The organism is Helcococcus massiliensis, assembly GCF_900258485.1.
Classification (GTDB): Bacteria; Bacillota; Clostridia; order Tissierellales; family Peptoniphilaceae; genus Helcococcus; species Helcococcus massiliensis.
This window is the reverse complement of the sequence record NZ_OGVE01000002.1, coordinates 69,656-85,911: the sequence shown is the minus strand read 5'-3', so window position 1 is coordinate 85,911 and position 16,256 is coordinate 69,656. Positions and strand designations below refer to the sequence as shown.

Genomic DNA, 16,256 nt, shown 5'->3' with positions numbered 1-16,256 from the left:
TGACATGAAAACAATATCATAATATATTTTTATAATTTCAAGTCAAAATTTATAAAAAGAAAAGGAGAACATATGATACCAACACCACATATTGGGGCAACTAGCAAAGACCAAATAGCAAATACAGTGCTTATGCCAGGAGACCCAAAAAGAGCTAAATTTATAGCAGATAACTTCCTTACAGATGTTGAACAATTCAACGATGTAAGAGGCATGTTAGGATTTACAGGATACTATAAAGGAAAAAGAGTTTCTGTAATGGGATCAGGTATGGGTATACCATCCGCAATGATTTATTACCATGAGCTTTACAACTTTTATGATGTTAAAACAATCATAAGAGTAGGTACAGCAGGTGGTTTAAATCCAAATTTAAAAGTTAGAGATATAATTGTTGCTACATCAGCAAATACACCAGCATCTGTAGTGCATGGAAAGTTTGACATTATAAACTTTGCACCTACAGCAACATTTGATTTACTATTAAAATCTGCAAAATATGCAGAAGAAAATCCAGATATTAATGTGAACTTTGGTTCAGTATTATCATCTGACGAATTCTATAGAAAATGGGATCAAAAAGTTTTAGACAATCTAATAAAATATGATTGTTTAGGAATAGAAATGGAAGCTGCAGGCCTATACATGGAAGCTTTAGAAAGTGGAAAGCAAGCCCTATGTATATGTACTGTTTCTGACAACTCTGAAGAAGCTGAATCTGCAGAGGTTAGAGAAAAAGCCTATACTGAAATGATGGAAATGGCTTTAGAAATAGCTCCAGAATAATAAAAAAAGCAATAATCATTTATTGCTAATATTAATTTTAGGTTATTAAGGTCTAGTTACTGCTAGGCCTCTATAATAATATATTAAGCCAACATTGTCTTGGTAAAATTAAAGGAGGATCTTGAATGAATTCAAGTAAAAAATTCAATGCGTTACTAAGTCTTTTATTAGTATTTGCTCTAGTATTAGGACCGGTACACGGAGTATTTGCTCAAAATGAAACAGGAGCAGATGATAACAAGGTAGAGATAAAAGTTCTATATATGAATGACGTTCATGGTAGAATATCATTTGATAATAGTAGAAACTCTCAAATAGGTTATGGTAAGATGAAAACTTACTATGACAGTGTAGAAGGTAATAAGTTATTATTAGACATCGGTGACTCAAGCCAAGGTACAGTAGAAGTCAACTTGAAAAAAGGTGCACCTACATTTGCTTTAATGGGCTTGATAGGTGTAGATGCTTCAGTTTTAGGTAACCACGAATTTGACTTCTCTTATGATGTATTAAAGAGCAATATTAAACTTGCAGGTGGGAAATATCCAATCCTAGGTTCAAATATTATTGCTGAAAATGGAGAGAGACCATTTGATAATCACCTAATCAAAGAATTTGATGGTGTTAAAGTAGGTATTTTTGGTATAGATACACCAGAAACAAAATATAAGGCTAACCCACTAAACACAAAGGGGTTAGAATTTGAAGCACCAGTAGTAACAGCAAAAAGAAAAGTTGCAGAATTGAAAAAATTAGGTGCAGATATAATTATTTGTATGACACATTTAGGAATTGATGGATCAACTAAACTTGAAGAAAGAGGTACCTATGTACTTGAACAAGTAGATGGTATCGACCTATTACTTGACGGACATAGTCATACTATTGGATCAAAGAAAATTGGTAATGGATATTATGCACAAGCTGCTAAATATTCAGAATTATTAGGTGAAGCTACACTTACTTTCGATAAGACAACAAAGAAAGTGTCTGTAGAAAACCAATTCCACCACACATATACAGAAGCAATGTTAGAAAAGAATAAAAATAATTCTTACTATGCTGACTTCTATACACACATAGGTAAAGATTTGACAAACATTGAGCCAGATGCAGAAGTAGAAGCATATATAGCTAAATTACAAAATGAAGTAGAACCACTTAAAAAAGAAGTAGTTGGTGAATCACAAGTACACTTAGAAGGTATAAGTGGAAATGTTAGAACAAGACAAACAAACTTATCAACAATCATTGCTGATGCTATGAGAAAAGCTGGAAAGGCTGATGTAGCATTGACAAATGGTGGTGGTATCAGAGATTCTATCCAAGCTGGAAAAATCACAAAGGGTGATGTTTTAACAGTTCTTCCATTTGGTAATACTGTTACAGTTATAAAAGTTACTGGACAAAAGATATATGAAGCTTTAAAACATGGCACGGATTCATATCCAGCACCTAAGGGAGCTTATCCTCAAGTATCAAATATGACCTTTGACATATTAACAGATAAAGATGGAAAACCAATTGATGTTGTAAATATCAAGATTGGTGGAGAAGATATAGATCTAAAAGCTGAATATACATTAGCAACAAATGACTTTATGGCAGTTGGTGGTGACGGATACACAATGTTTGAAGGTGCCTACCAAGTTGGTGTCCATGAAGGTATGGCAGAAATTGTAATGGACTATATCAAAGAATTATCACCAATTACATTGAAAGATGAAGATGTAAAAATTACAAACATATTAGTTAAGGAAGAACCAGGTGAACCTACACCAGAACCAATCCCAGATGAAAAGAAAGATTTAGCTATTGTAGATGAAAACGGAAAAGCAAAAGAAAATCTTGAATATAAATGGACAGAAGGTAAGGCTAAAGATATTCAAATTAGATTGAATGCTGAATTTGGAACTAAAGTATTATCTGTAAAATTAAATGGAAAAGATTTAAAGGTTAAAGTTTCAGAAGGTTCAACAATAGTTCATATAGCTAAAGAAGATTTAGCTGAATTAAAGGCAGGAAAACACAATTTAGAAATAAGTCTTGCAGAAGGTAAAACAACAAAAGCAGGTACAGTTAAAGTTTCTTTAGTAGTAGAAAAAGCAGAAACTGCAAAAGAAATGACAGCAAAACCTAAAGATAATAAGGGTTCATCACCAAAAACTGGTGATATAAGCTTATTAGCTCCTATAGCTTTATTAGCTGTATCAACAGGTGGATTCATTGTTTTGAAAAAAGGGAAAAAAGAAGATAAGTTAGACTAAGACATATAAAAGTAAAGCCGTAAAATTCAATAGTAAATTTGCGGCTTTACTATTTTTTTTTACATATTAAGGAGACAAAATGAATAAAATCTACGGCAGCTCAAAAAGGATAATTGCTTTAGCTTTAGCATTCATCATTGCTTTTTCAGGATTTGGCCTTCCTTTAGCTAATAGTATTGTAAAAGCTGAAGGTGAAATTTCAGTTGCAGAAGCTATTCAAAATAACACTGGAAAAAAGACAGTTAAAGGTTATATAGTAGGGACTGTAATAAATACATCTAACTATGAATTTGAAGGAAATTTTTCACATACAAACCTAGCTATAGCTGATAGTAAGGATGAAAAAAATCCAGAAAAAATTTTAAATGTTCAATTACCAAAAGGTGATGTTAGGGATGAATGGAATTTAAAAGATAATCCAGATAATTTAGGAAAATTTGTTTCCATAACTGGTAAATTAGAAAATTATTTTGTTGAACCAGGATTAAAAAACACAAAATCAATAGTCCTTGCAGACCCTGCAACAGCACCTGATCCTACTGAAATTCCAGATAAGCCAGAAGAAACAGTTGATGAAACACAAGCTGAAGTAGAAGCTAAAGAAGTAACTTTAAGTGAACTAAAAACTTCTAAAAAAGGTGGTACATATAAAACAAAGGGTGTAGTGATAAGTAAAGTAAATGCTTGGGGTGGAAATGGTTTCTATATCCAAGATGAAACAGCTGGCTTTTACGTATACCCAGGTGCTTCCAATAAAACTCTAAATAATTTAAAATTAGGTGATGAAATAGAAATCACTGGTAAGTTAGACGAATATGCTAATTCATTACAACTTGTAGATATTGTTGACCACAAGGTGCTTGGACAAAAGGATTCTATACCAGCAGCAAGTGAGCTTGATATAGCAAATATAGATACAAAGAAACAAGATACATTAGTAAAAATAAATAATGTAAAAGTATTAAACTTTAGACGTGCTGACGACTTTGGTACAGTTGAATTTATAGCAATAGATGAATCTGGAAATCAAATCAATGTAAGACATGACAATAGGTCAGGTATAGGATTTGATAAATTATCTGAAATCTTAGGAAATGGTGCCGTAATCAATCTAGAAGGTATTTTAAGCAAATACTATAATGATTATCAAATAAAACCATTTGAATTAAGTCATTATGATGTTATAGAAGAAGCTCCAAAAGTTGAAGTTCCTGACTTACCAGATGGAAAGGCTAAAATAGGTCAAATCCAAGGTGAAGGTCACTTCTCACCATACAATGGACAAAAGGTAACTATAGAAGATGCAGTAGTTACACAATTAAATGGAACTACTGGATTTTATATCCAAGATATCGAACCAGATGACAATCCAAACACATCTGATGGTATATATGTATATAATAAAAACCATGGTGTAAAGGTTGGAGACAAGATTAATATAACAGGTGTTGTAGATGAATATATAAGTTCACAATCAAAGGGTATGACACCTACAACCCAACTTACAAAACCTGAAATTACAAAAACAGGTACAGAAGAATTGCCAGAACCAGTTTTAATAACAGACTCTATGGTTCCAAGAAAACACATTGATAACGATGGTTTAACAGCCTTTGAACCTAATGACGATGCTATTGACTTCTGGGAATCATTAGAAGGTATGCTAGTAGCCGTTGAAGATCCTAAGGTTTTAGGACCAGTAAGTTATGGAACAATTTATTCTCTTCCAGGTGACACAAGTCAAAAATTAAATGCCTTTGGTGCATATATGTTACAAGAAAATCAAAATCCTAACGTAGTACCATTATATGTAGGAAGGAATACAAAACTTATAACAAAAGCTGGAGATAGCATAAAAGGTAGGGTAGTTGGTGTTGTAGATTGGGAATATAGCCAACCAAAGATCTATACTAATAACATAACTCAAGATATGATAGTTGAAAGTGAAAGAATATTAGACCCTACTACACTAGAATCTGGAGATGATAGGCTAACAATAGCTTCATATAACGTAGAGAACTACACAGCTTTAAGAACTGGTAAATATTCTACTTCAGATGCTAAATCTAAGAGAATAGCATCTACAATTGTAAATGAATTAAAAACACCAGATATCCTTGTTTTAATTGAAGTTCAAGACAACGATGGACAAGCAGGACAAGGTGATGTAGATGCAAGCAAGTCAGGTCAAAGATTAGTTGATGACATAAAAGCTGCTGGTGGACCAGAATATGTATATAAGGATGTAGCACCTGAAAAAGATGGTACTAATGGTGGTGCTCCAGGAGCTAATATCAGAAATGGTATTATCTATAGACCAGACAGAGTAACTTTAGAATCAACTGATGCCTTAAGATTCAATAATACAAGAGACCTATTAATTGCAAACTTTGATTACCAAGGAAATAAAGTGGCCGTATTGGGTGTTCACTTAAACTCTAAACGTGGCGATACAACCTTATTTGGTTTACAACAACCACCAGTATTGGGTTCAGTAGCATGGAGAGTAGACTTAGCTACACAAATTAACAAATATGCTCAAGAAAGATTAGAAGAAAATCCAGACTTAAACTTAGTTGTAGCAGGAGACTTAAATGATTTTGAATTCTCAAAACCATTAAAGGCTCTTAAGGGAGATATTTTAACAAACCTAGTAGAAAACCATGATGAAAATGACAGGTTCTCATACTTCTTCAATGGTAATGCTCAAACCCTAGACCATATACTAGTAAATAATGGAATAGTTGATTATGTGAAATTTGATATGGTTCATATAAATGCTCTATTTATGGAAGAACATGGAAGAGCATCTGACCATGATCCAGTAATAGCCAAAATCTATATGCCTGTTACAAAAGAAGTTGAAGAAACTGAAGAGATACCATTTGAAACTGAAAAAGTTGAAAATCCTGAATTAGATGAAGGTGTTGAAAATATTTTAGTAGAAGGTAAAGTTGGACTAAAAACATCTAAAGTTAAACTTACAACACGTAATGGTGTAGAAGTAAATAGAGAAATTTTAGATGTTAAGGAAGAAGCTCCAACAACACAAGTTGTTGAATATGGCAGCAAATCAACTGATCAACCAGGTGAAACACCGGAACCAGGTGAAACACCAGAGCCAGGAGAAACACCAGAACCGGGTGAAACATCAGAAGATAAAGCTGATTTAGCTATTCTAAACAGTGAAGATAAGATAATTGAAAATCTTGAATTCAAATGGATTGAAGGAAAAGCTAAAGATATTCAAATTAGACTAAATCCTGAATTTGGTACAAAAGTAACTGTTAAATTAAATAGTAAAGAAATAACAGTAAAAACTTCAGAAGGTTCAACTATAGTTCATCTAGCAAAAGAAGATATAGAAAAATTAGAAGTTGGAAGACATGATTTAGAAATTACATTTGAAGAAGGAAAAACAACAAAAGCTGGTACAGTTCATGTTGCACTAGTTGTAGAAAAAGCTGACGCAACAAGTCCATCAACCGATAAGAAGCCAGGAAATGACCAAAAACCTTTAGACGGCAATCAAACTAAGGGTCAAAAACCTTCCGAAAAAGCTAAAAATCAAAAGGTAAGTCCAAAGACTTCTGATATATCAATATTCTTACCAGTATTTATCACACTTGCTTCAGCAGGAGCATATGTATTTACTGATAAAAGAATAAAATAAAAGTCTATAAAATGAAGAGGTTCGGTTAATCCGACCTCTTTATTTTTATATAAAAATATATATGCTAAAATAGTTGTAAGGAGAAATTGATGACATATAAATTATACATACCAAAAAATTATAAATCTGACCTAGACCTAGGTCAGACTCAATATTTAATAAAAGAAATTAAAGATTTTTTCCAAAGCAACCTGGCATATAAACTAAACCTATTGAGGGTATCTGCACCAATAATAGTCAAATCAGAAACAGGACTTAATGACAACCTAAGTGGTGTAGAAGAAGCAGTAAATTTTAATATCTTGGAAAAAAATAAGGAAGCTAGGATAGAGATTGTCCATTCATTAGCCAAATGGAAGAGAGATGCCTTAGCTAGATATGAAATTCCAATGTATCAAGGAATTTATGCTGATATGAATGCTATAAGAGCCTTTGAAGATTTTGATAATACTCATTCTCTATATGTAGACCAATGGGATTGGGAAAAAGTTATAAAAAAAGAAGATAGAAACCAAGTATACCTGCACAAAATTGTAAATACAATTTTTACAAGTCTTAAAGAATTAGAGACTTTCTTAAATATAAAAGTTAATAATTACAAAAATTTATTACCTGATCAAATCACTTTTGTGACTAGCCAAGAGCTTGAGGACATGTATCCTGATTTGACCCCAGAAGAAAGAGAAAGTGCCTATGCAAAAGAAAAAAAAGCAATCTTTGTAGAACAAATAGGTGATAGGCTGAATTCTGGAAATAAACATGGAGACAGGTCTCCAGACTATGATGATTGGCAATTAAATGGTGATATTATCGTATATAACCCTATACTTGATGATGCCTTAGAGCTATCTTCAATGGGAATTAGAGTCTCAGAGGAAGTCTTAAAAGATCAACTTACAAAAACAGATAATTTAGATAGACTAGACCTTGACTACCACAAAAAATTAATGAATGGTGACTTACCTTATACCATAGGTGGGGGAATCGGACAATCTAGACTATGTATGTTTTTCTTACAAAAAGCACATATAGGAGAAGTACAAGTATCTGTTTGGCCACAAGAATTGATAGATGAATGTAAAAAGAATTCAATAATACTTTTATAGGAAATACTTATGTTAGATATAAATAAAAAATCGAATGCAAAATATGCTCTTATACAAGCTATCTTTTGGGCTAGTATAGGTGCTATATTTGTTTATTCGAGCGTATATTTGCTTGATAAGGGATTTACAAATACAAGAGTAGGCTATGTGATGGCCCTAGGCTATATAGTGTCAGTAGTATTGCCACCTATTATCGGTAATTTTGCTGACAAATCTAAAAAAATGATTGTTCATAGGATAGTGATTAGCATGTCCTTACTTATGATACTGGCATCGGCTTTTCTTTTATCTTTTGATAAGACAAAATGGATTGTTGCATTTTTCTTTGCAGTCTTAGTTGCTATAAGTCAAAGTTTGATACCTTTTATAAATTCTTTAGGAATGTTTTTTATAAATAAGGGTTTGAAAATAAATTTTGGACTTGCTAGAGCTATAGGTTCTTTAGTCTTTTCACTTTCATCCATGCTAATAGGATATTTAATCGATAGGTTTGCTAGCACAAATTTTGTAATTTATATGGTTAGCTTAGTTTATATATTATTGATTATTATCATTAATAAATTTCATTTTGAGGAAATAGAAGAAGTGAATGATATTGATGAAAACAAAGAAAATGAAAACTCTATTACTTATATTGAATTTTTTAACCACCATAGGAGTTTTATAGCAGTATTAATTGGTATTGTTTTAGTATTTATATCTTATAATATGATAGGAAATTACATGTTTCAAATTGTAAACCACCATGGCCACCAAGCCAAAGAAATGGGAACTATCATATCTATAGGAGGAATGCTTGAATTACCTGCCTTATTTGGACTTAGTTTATTACTGAAAAAAATTACTAGTGGAAATCTTATGAGAATTTCGTGCTTCTTTATATTTGTTAGAGTTCTATTTACCTACCTAGCAGCAGATTTATCTGGAGTATACTTTGCCTTAGTATTTCAACTATTAGGTTTTGGATTATTTTCTGGAGCCAATGTATATTATGCGAGTGATGTATTGGATGAAAAATATTTAGTTAGGGGACAGGCCTTGATAAATTCAAGCATGACCCTTGGAGCCGTCTTATCTTCTGTGATAGGCGGCAGACTCTTAGATTTATCTGGAGTGAATACTATGCTTTTTTCTGCGACAGTATTTGCAGGGTTAGGATTTTTAATTGTAAGTATCTTTACTGAAAAAACTCATATAAAAAATGAAGGTCATGACTAATGTCAAAAGACCTTCATTTTTATATTAAAAATATATCCTTGCTAACCCTGTGAGATAAATTTATATTATCTTTGTTATTTATTAATATATCTACTGAGTCATCAATTTCATTAAATTCAATTACTTTAATCTTATCACCAATCTTTAAGCCTATTTTATTTATATAGGTTAAAAGTGACTTATCATCAAAGATACTTTGGATGGTGTACTCCAATCCTACTTTAGCTTCATCTAAACTAATTTTATCATTAGATTTTTTTAGGTTGCTATAGATTATACCACCATGAGGGCAAGTTTCAGGTGCTCCTAAAAACTTGTTAAGATCTTCAAACATCTTATCACTGGTAACATTTTGGAGTAATTGAGCTTGTTCATGCACATCTTCCCAATTATATTTTAGATTTTCGGTTAAAAAGTATTCCCAAAGTCTATGCTTAGAGACTATATCTTTAGCATATTCTTCACCAGCTTGGCTAAGTTCAATAGTTTTTTGATCTTTAAGAAAACCATCTTTCTTTAGCTTTTTAACCATTTCTGTTACAGAAGATGGAGCTATATCTAAAGATTTACTTAAAGCCTTATTAGTTACTTTTTTATTTGATTCTTTTAATTTAAATATTGTAGTTAAGTATTCATTTCTCTCAGGTACGACTTTCATTTAATTTACCCTTCATATTTTTTATTGCAATAGTTAGTAAAAAATTTACCATAGAAACAAAGGCAACCATACCTGACATAGATACGTTTAAGTAATACGCCAGTGTGAAACCTTCGATACTATTAATTATAGCAAAAATGCAAGTAATTATTAAAGTATTTGATAAAGATTTTCCCAACAATAAACCTATAGAGGCTGAAGTTATAAAAAATGAAACAACCAAGATTGAACCTACAGCGTTAAAGGACATTACACTTGTTACTGATGTCAAAACCATTATGGAATAAAATAAAAAACTTGTAGGTATACCAATGCTTTTAGCAAATACTATATCAAATGTTGCAACTTTGAGTTCTTTGAAGAATAGTTTTATAAAGAGAATATTTACCAAAAACATCAAGGATAAGTTCACAAATGATTTAGCTATTTCCATACCAAATATATTATAAGTATCTAAGCTTACAAAAATTACTTCTCCTAAGAGAACTATATCTGTATCTAGATGGGCGTTTTTAGCATATCTACTTATTAATATAACTGCTATGGAGAAAAACATAGGATATATTATTCCCACTGCATCATCTTTTTTTACATACTTACTTGACCCGAGTTTTTCTATTGCTAAAACTGCTATTAATCCGGATATACTTGCGCTTATCAATAGGAAAGGTGAATCTAAAGATTTTGTTATAAAAAAGGCTAATACTATTCCCAATAATACTGAGTGACTTATTGCATCAGTTAGCATTGACTGCCTTCTTAAGACTAAAAATACTCCTAAAACACTGCAGGCTAGAGCAGTAACTATAAGAGTAAGTAATGAATAAATCATTTTTGCCTCCTCAATTTATGATAAATAAAGCTTCTTTTTCCAAACAACATAGAAAAGAAAGCAATTATACAAGAGACTACTATTATAGTTGGACCAGTTGCTAAGCCATCAGCCGATGATGATAGATAATTTCCTATAAAGGTTGATATAGCAGAGAATATGCAAGCAAGGACCAATACATGGCCAAATTTATGTGACCATTGTTGGGCGCTTATTGTTGGTATTATTAGAAAAGAACTAATTAATATAAAACCAACAGATTTTATGCCTGCGGATATTACTAATAGGGTCAATACTAGGATAACCATATCTACTAATCTACTAGGGATACCAGTAACTTGAGCAAATTCAGGATCAAAAAGATAAAGTTTTAATTCTTTATAAAAAGCCAACATTAAGAAAAGACATATTATAGTTATAGTAGCTATTATAATTACATCTAATTCTAATAGGTATGAAGCTTGTCCAAAAATATATTTTTCAAGTCCAGCTTGACTGGTTCCTGTAAAGCTTTTATTTCCTTGTATATAACTTTTACATACCATACCAATACCGAAAAAGCCCGATAATACTATAGCTAAACTGGCGTCCAACTCTATTATCGAGTTCTTTTTTATTTTTTGAATTATGTAATAAGCTATCCCACCACTTATACAAGCACCTAGCAATAAAATTAAAGGATTTCTACTTTGAAAGAGGATAAAGGCTAAGGTAATACCAGGAAATGTTGAGTGACCTATTGCATCACCAATTAAACTTTGTCCCTTATAAAGGTTTAAAGACCCTACTAATGCACTTGAAATAGACAATAGTAAAGTGCCTGCAAAAACGACTTTAAATGTATATGAAGTTAAAATATCTAACATAATTAGCTCCTTATACTATAAGCTTTATCAATATTTTCCTGATTTAAGCTTGTTTCTATTGGACCTGCTACCTTGATATCATGGTTTAATATTATTAGGTAATCAAAATATTCTTTTAAAGATCCTAAATCATGGTGGACAGCTATTACAGTTTTACCTTTTTCTTGTAAGTCTGTAAACTTATCCATAATTATTTTTTCAGTATTTTTATCTACACCTGCCAAGGGTTCATCCAAAATATATAAGTCTGCATCTTGGCATAAGGCTCTGGCTATGAAGACTCTTTGCTTTTGACCGCCAGATAATTGTGAAATATGGCGGTCTGCAAATTCTTCCATTTTCATTTCCTTTAGGGCATCCATAGCTATTTTTTTATCTTCTTTTTTAGGCCTTCTAAATAAAGATAGATGTTGGTATCTACCCATCAAAACTACATCAAATACACTGATAGGAAAGTCCCAGTTTACATTAGACCTTTGAGGGACATAAGCAATTTTGTCCCTCACATCGTCTAAATTTTTATTGAAAATTTTTATAGTACCCGTTTTGTTTTCTACTAGGTCTAAGATAGACTTTATTAAGGTTGATTTACCAGCTCCGTTTGGCCCAACTATAGCAGCTCTTACATTTGCAGGTATATCTAAGTTTATATTAGAAAGAACCCTGGTATTTTTATCATAGCTAACATTTAAATCTTTTATTTCAATTACTGATTCTTTCATAATCAACTCCTAAATCTCATCTATTTTAAATTATTTACTATTAAATCTACGTTTTGTCTATACATATCTATATATGTATGACCTTCTCCCTTGTCAGCTAATGAGTCAGAATATAGTTCTTGACCTTCACCAGAAACAACCTTTACTTCAAATCCCTTAGCCTTACAAATTTCTTGTAATTTTTTCATTTTTTCTGGATTTGTGGTTGATTCGGTAAATATAGCCTTAATCTTATTCTTTACAATAAATTCTGCAGTTTTTTCTATATCAGCATTTGATACTTCTGAATCAGTACTTACACCTTGAGGAGCTACAACTTCCATCTTGAACAATCTTGAGAAGTAATTGAAAGCATCATGAGGAGTGATTAAGTATCTTGATCCTTCAGGTATTTGATTAATCTTTTCAGTTAATTCAGTCTTTAATTGGTCTAATTTTTCAGCATAAGCAGTATAATTTTTTTCAAAATTTGCTTTTTCGTCTGGTAATAAACCAGCCAATTCATCAGCAACATTTTTTACAGCCTTTTTGTATAAATCTATATCAAACCAGAAATGAGGGTCAACTACTTTTGAACCTTCTTCATCCATGTAAATTAGCTCATCATCTTTAAAGTCTTTTGTGATAGCATGACCTTTCTTTTCTAAAACATCCACCATCTTACCTTCAAAGTGTAGACCGTGATATAAAACAAGGTCAGCTTCTTTTATTTTCTTTAAATCTTCTGGTTTAGCATGGTATAGGTGAGGATCTTCACCATAAGGTATAACAAGTTTTATATCAACCTTATCACCAGCGATTTCTTTAACTGCATCATATATAAATGATGTGGTTACAGTAACAACTTTCTTATCAGTGCTAGTTTTATCAGCACCAGTTTTGTCTGCAGGTTTTGTCTTTGCTTGACATCCTACTAATAAGACTAAAGCTAATAAAAAGCTTGCTAGTCTACTAATTCTTTTTTTCATATTTACCTCCGAAAATTTTTAGGTGCACCTAATTTATTAATATATTAGCATTATTTTTTTATTAATGCAAATAAAAAATTAGGTAAACCTAAATTTATACGCAAGTTATTAAAAAACAATAATTATTTATTGTATTACAACAAACAATCTGATAAAATTGTATAACAGATAAGAGTATTAGAGATTTAAATTAAAAATATAATTAATGGTGACTTATGAAAATAAAAACACATGGTAAAATAATATTAATAGGAGAACATTCGGTAGTTTATGGAAAACCTGCCATTGCTATACCTTTTATGGATAAGGAATTAGAATTGACAATAAAGGATTCTAAGGAAAATTACCTATGTTCTGATTTTTATAATGGAAAAATAAAAGACTTGGATGGAAGATTACTTGGATTTAAAAATTTAATAAAGACTTTTATAGACAAGTATAAGATATCTAATAAAGTTAAAATACTAATTAAATCAGATATTCCACTTCAAAGGGGAATGGGCTCTTCTGCTTCTATTGCTGTGGCTATAGCCAAAGGCTTGTATGAATATTTCAAGATTAATTATGATATAAATAAGATTATAGACTTAGCAAGTATATCTGAAAAATATGTTCACGGTAATCCATCAGGCATTGATATAGAGACAATAGCAAGAGATAGGGCTATTTGGTATATTAAAAATAAAGAAACTATAGATTTTCCAATAGATTTGGATGGATACCTAGTAATCAGTGATAGTGGTATCAAAGGATCTACCAAGGAAGCCGTATCAGATGTAAAGACTTTGTATGATAAGGACGATAAATATAAATCTTATGTTGAAAGCCTTGGTGAATTAACTTTTTCAGCTAAGCAAGCTATAAAGGAACATAATTTAAAATTACTTGGTGAGATTATGGATAAGGCCCAAGTATACTTAAGAGAATTAAGTGTTTCAGATCCTATCATAGAAGAGATGATAAAATTGGCAAAAGATGCTGGAGCCCTAGGAGCTAAACTTACCGGTGGGGGCAGAGGTGGTTGCATGATAGCCTTAAGCCCTGATATAAAAACAGCAGAAAAAATAAAGAAAAAGTTAAATGATTTGGGTAAAGAAGTGTGGATATCTGATCTTAAAAAATTAAAGGAAGAATAATGAAAAAATATAAGGCAAAAGCAAATGCGAATATTGCGTTGATTAAATACTGGGGTAAGGAAAATGAAGAATTAATTATTCCAAACACTTCATCCTTGTCTCTTAGTCTGGATGCATTGTACACTGAGACTAAAGTATCTTTTATAGATTCAAAAAAAGATAAATTTTATTTAAATGATCAAGAACAAGGCGAAGACGAATTAGTAAAACTTTCTAAGTATATTGATTTATTTAGAGACTTATCTAAAAATGATAAAAGAGTATTGGTTGAGTCATACAATCACGTACCAACAGCAGCAGGACTGGCATCTTCAGCTTCAGCCTATGCAGCTTTGGCAACAGCTTTAAATGCTTTATTTGAAACAGACCTTAGTCAAAAAGATCTTTCCATAATGGCCAGAAGAGGATCAGGTTCTGCCAGCAGGTCTATTTATGGTGGCATAGTAGAATGGGAAAAGGGTCATGATCATGAAAGTTCCTTTGCTAAAAAAATAGATAATCCCGGCTTAGATATGGCTATGATAATAGTTTTAGTTAATAAAAATAAAAAGTCTATATCATCTAGACAAGCCATGAAGACTACTATGGCTACTTCACCTTTATATGAAAGCTATATTAAGCATTCAAAAAAAGATTTAGAAGCTATAAAAGAAGCTATAAAAAATAAAGATTTTAAGAAGGTTGGTGAAATTACTGAACATAATGCCATGCAAATGCACGCAACAATCATATCAAGTAATCCACCTATTATCTATTTTGAAGAAGATTCCATAAAGGCCATAAATAAAGTCAGAGAATTAAGATCTAAAGGAATACCAGCATATCTCACTATGGATGCAGGCCCAAATGTAAAGATTTTAATACAAAAATCTGATGCGGATAAGGTTATGGAAGAACTATTAAAAGACTACAAAGAATCCGATTTGATTTATAGTGACATAGCAAGTGAAGATGCTAGTGTAGAGGTTTTGGAATGTTAGAAGTAAAAATTCCAGGTAAGCTATATTTAGCAGGGGAATATGCTGTCGTTGAACCAGGTCATAAGGCCGTGGTCATGGCTATAGATAAATTCATTAAAGTAAGAATTAGCTATTCAGATATTGGTCAAATCCATGTAGATGGTAAAAAAACGATGCAATATTATCGAAAAGATAAGAATATAATTCTAGAGAATGATGACCAATACTATAAATATGTTTTAAATGCTATGCAAATAGCTGAAGAGTTTCTACAAGCTAAAGGACTTGATTTAGAATACTATAAGTTAGAAATATTTTCAGACCTGGATTCAGACCAGCATAAGAAATATGGTTTGGGTTCATCAGGTGCTGTAGTAGTTGCAACTATCAAAGCTATTTTAGAACTTTATTCTTACCATTATTCTAAACTAGAATTATTCAAACTATCATCCTTAGCTACTATTTTGCTTAATCATAAATCATCATGTGGGGATTTAGCAGCATCAGTCTATACAGGATTGATAAAATACCAATCATTTTCTAGACTTGGTATTTTAGAAAAATATAAAAAAACTGATATATTAAATATAATAGATAAAGATTGGAAATATTTAGATATAAAAAAAATAAGTATAGATAAAACTTTAGATGTAGAAGTCGGCTGGTCAGGAGAAGAGGCTTCAACAGAAAAATTAGTAGAAAAGTCTAGAAGCAAGCTAGATGAAGCTTATATGGATAAATTCTTAATGGAGTCGGATGCTATAGTAGAAAATGTTTCTTTAGCTCTAGAAGAAGGAGATTTAGATCTATTGAGGTCTAAAATAAAAGAAAATAGAATCCTATTAAATGACTATGCAAAAGCTACAGGCTTCAACTATGAAATTAATAAATTAAAAATATTGATTGATACAGCTGTTAGTAGTGGTTATGCTTCCAAAGCCTCAGGTGCAGGTGGGGGTGACTGTGGTATAGCTATTGGTTTAGTAGAAAATAGAAAGCATCTCATTGAAGAATGGGAAAAAGTGGGATTAATTAACTTAGATTTAAAAATATTTGAGGAATAGA

At 31.5% G+C, this 16,256-nt stretch carries 13 protein-coding genes; 8 read left to right on the top strand and 5 right to left on the bottom strand.

From position 1 onward, the window contains the following. The first annotated feature begins 72 nt into the window (after positions 1–72). From deoD to C4Q29_RS02050, 5 genes are all read left to right on the top strand, one after another. Positions 73–786: a purine-nucleoside phosphorylase gene (gene deoD, locus C4Q29_RS02070; protein ID WP_103981175.1), complete on the top strand. Its 714-nt coding sequence runs from the start codon at positions 73–75 to the stop codon at positions 784–786. Between the two features lie 125 nt (positions 787–911). Continuing rightward, positions 912–3,053 (top strand): bifunctional metallophosphatase/5'-nucleotidase, encoded by a 2,142-nt coding sequence (locus tag C4Q29_RS02065; protein WP_103981174.1) that lies wholly within the window; start codon positions 912–914, stop codon positions 3,051–3,053. Between the two features lie 79 nt (positions 3,054–3,132). After that, positions 3,133–6,726 carry a DUF6359 domain-containing protein gene (locus C4Q29_RS02060; protein WP_103981173.1) on the top strand — a complete coding sequence of 1,198 codons (3,594 nt, stop codon included), beginning with the start codon at positions 3,133–3,135 and terminating at the stop codon, positions 6,724–6,726. Positions 6,727–6,815: 89 nt separating this feature from the next. After that, positions 6,816–7,832, top strand: a complete 1,017-nt coding sequence (asnA, locus tag C4Q29_RS02055) for an aspartate--ammonia ligase (protein ID WP_103981172.1) — start codon at positions 6,816–6,818, stop codon at positions 7,830–7,832. A 9-nt stretch (positions 7,833–7,841) separates the two neighbouring features. Further along, positions 7,842–9,050: an MFS transporter gene (locus C4Q29_RS02050; RefSeq protein ID WP_103981171.1), complete on the top strand. Its 1,209-nt coding sequence runs from the start codon at positions 7,842–7,844 to the stop codon at positions 9,048–9,050. A 19-nt stretch (positions 9,051–9,069) separates the two neighbouring features. Here the strand turns inward: C4Q29_RS02050 and C4Q29_RS02045 are convergent, their stop codons facing one another. From C4Q29_RS02045 to C4Q29_RS02025, 5 genes are read right to left on the bottom strand one after another with little or no spacing between them, the layout of a single operon-like run. Continuing rightward, the gene (locus tag C4Q29_RS02045) at positions 9,070–9,708 is read right to left on the bottom strand and encodes a metal-dependent transcriptional regulator (protein ID WP_103981170.1); all 639 of its coding nucleotides are present in this window, start codon (positions 9,706–9,708) and stop codon (positions 9,070–9,072) included. Further along, entirely contained in the window at positions 9,692–10,540 is an 849-nt protein-coding gene (locus C4Q29_RS02040; RefSeq protein WP_103981169.1) for a metal ABC transporter permease, read from the bottom strand. The genes C4Q29_RS02045 and C4Q29_RS02040 overlap by 17 nt, the downstream gene beginning before the upstream one ends. Beyond that, the gene (locus C4Q29_RS02035; protein ID WP_103981168.1) at positions 10,537–11,406 is read right to left on the bottom strand and encodes a metal ABC transporter permease; all 870 of its coding nucleotides are present in this window, start codon (positions 11,404–11,406) and stop codon (positions 10,537–10,539) included. Before C4Q29_RS02035 ends, C4Q29_RS02040 begins: the two co-directional genes overlap by 4 nt. Before the next feature lie 2 nt (positions 11,407–11,408). Next, a complete protein-coding gene (locus C4Q29_RS02030; RefSeq protein WP_103981167.1) occupies positions 11,409–12,128 on the bottom strand; it encodes a metal ABC transporter ATP-binding protein in 720 nt (239 codons plus the stop codon). 20 nt (positions 12,129–12,148) lie between these two features. Further along, on the bottom strand, positions 12,149–13,096 hold the full coding sequence (locus tag C4Q29_RS02025) for a metal ABC transporter solute-binding protein, Zn/Mn family (RefSeq protein WP_103981166.1): 948 nt from the start codon (positions 13,094–13,096) through the stop codon (positions 12,149–12,151). Positions 13,097–13,311: 215 nt separating this feature from the next. Between C4Q29_RS02025 and mvk the strand changes: the two genes are divergently transcribed. The 3 genes from mvk to C4Q29_RS02010 are packed head-to-tail and all read left to right on the top strand — an operon-like array spanning position 13,312 to position 16,255. Next, positions 13,312–14,232 carry a mevalonate kinase gene (mvk, locus tag C4Q29_RS02020; protein WP_103981165.1) on the top strand — a complete coding sequence of 307 codons (921 nt, stop codon included), beginning with the start codon at positions 13,312–13,314 and terminating at the stop codon, positions 14,230–14,232. Further along, positions 14,232–15,212, top strand: a complete 981-nt coding sequence (gene mvaD / locus C4Q29_RS02015) for a diphosphomevalonate decarboxylase (protein WP_234994014.1) — start codon at positions 14,232–14,234, stop codon at positions 15,210–15,212. Before mvk ends, mvaD begins: the two co-directional genes overlap by 1 nt. Beyond that, positions 15,206–16,255 carry a phosphomevalonate kinase gene (locus C4Q29_RS02010; RefSeq protein ID WP_103981163.1) on the top strand — a complete coding sequence of 350 codons (1,050 nt, stop codon included), beginning with the start codon at positions 15,206–15,208 and terminating at the stop codon, positions 16,253–16,255. The genes mvaD and C4Q29_RS02010 overlap by 7 nt, the downstream gene beginning before the upstream one ends. Position 16,256 lies beyond the last annotated feature (1 nt).

What these genes read in the sequence shown, in the direction of transcription:
- deoD (WP_103981175.1), top strand. Translation starts at nt 73, where the DNA reads ATGATACCAACACCACATATTGGGGCAACTAGCAAAGACCAAATAGCA.
- C4Q29_RS02065 (WP_103981174.1), top strand. Translation starts at nt 912, where the DNA reads ATGAATTCAAGTAAAAAATTCAATGCGTTACTAAGTCTTTTATTAGTA.
- C4Q29_RS02060 (WP_103981173.1), top strand. Translation starts at nt 3,133, where the DNA reads ATGAATAAAATCTACGGCAGCTCAAAAAGGATAATTGCTTTAGCTTTA.
- asnA (WP_103981172.1), top strand. Translation starts at nt 6,816, where the DNA reads ATGACATATAAATTATACATACCAAAAAATTATAAATCTGACCTAGAC.
- C4Q29_RS02050 (WP_103981171.1), top strand. Translation starts at nt 7,842, where the DNA reads ATGTTAGATATAAATAAAAAATCGAATGCAAAATATGCTCTTATACAA.
- C4Q29_RS02045 (WP_103981170.1), bottom strand. Translation starts at nt 9,708, where the DNA reads ATGAAAGTCGTACCTGAGAGAAATGAATACTTAACTACAATATTTAAA.
- C4Q29_RS02040 (WP_103981169.1), bottom strand. Translation starts at nt 10,540, where the DNA reads ATGATTTATTCATTACTTACTCTTATAGTTACTGCTCTAGCCTGCAGT.
- C4Q29_RS02035 (WP_103981168.1), bottom strand. Translation starts at nt 11,406, where the DNA reads ATGTTAGATATTTTAACTTCATATACATTTAAAGTCGTTTTTGCAGGC.
- C4Q29_RS02030 (WP_103981167.1), bottom strand. Translation starts at nt 12,128, where the DNA reads ATGAAAGAATCAGTAATTGAAATAAAAGATTTAAATGTTAGCTATGAT.
- C4Q29_RS02025 (WP_103981166.1), bottom strand. Translation starts at nt 13,096, where the DNA reads ATGAAAAAAAGAATTAGTAGACTAGCAAGCTTTTTATTAGCTTTAGTC.
- mvk (WP_103981165.1), top strand. Translation starts at nt 13,312, where the DNA reads ATGAAAATAAAAACACATGGTAAAATAATATTAATAGGAGAACATTCG.
- mvaD (WP_234994014.1), top strand. Translation starts at nt 14,232, where the DNA reads ATGAAAAAATATAAGGCAAAAGCAAATGCGAATATTGCGTTGATTAAA.
- C4Q29_RS02010 (WP_103981163.1), top strand. Translation starts at nt 15,206, where the DNA reads ATGTTAGAAGTAAAAATTCCAGGTAAGCTATATTTAGCAGGGGAATAT.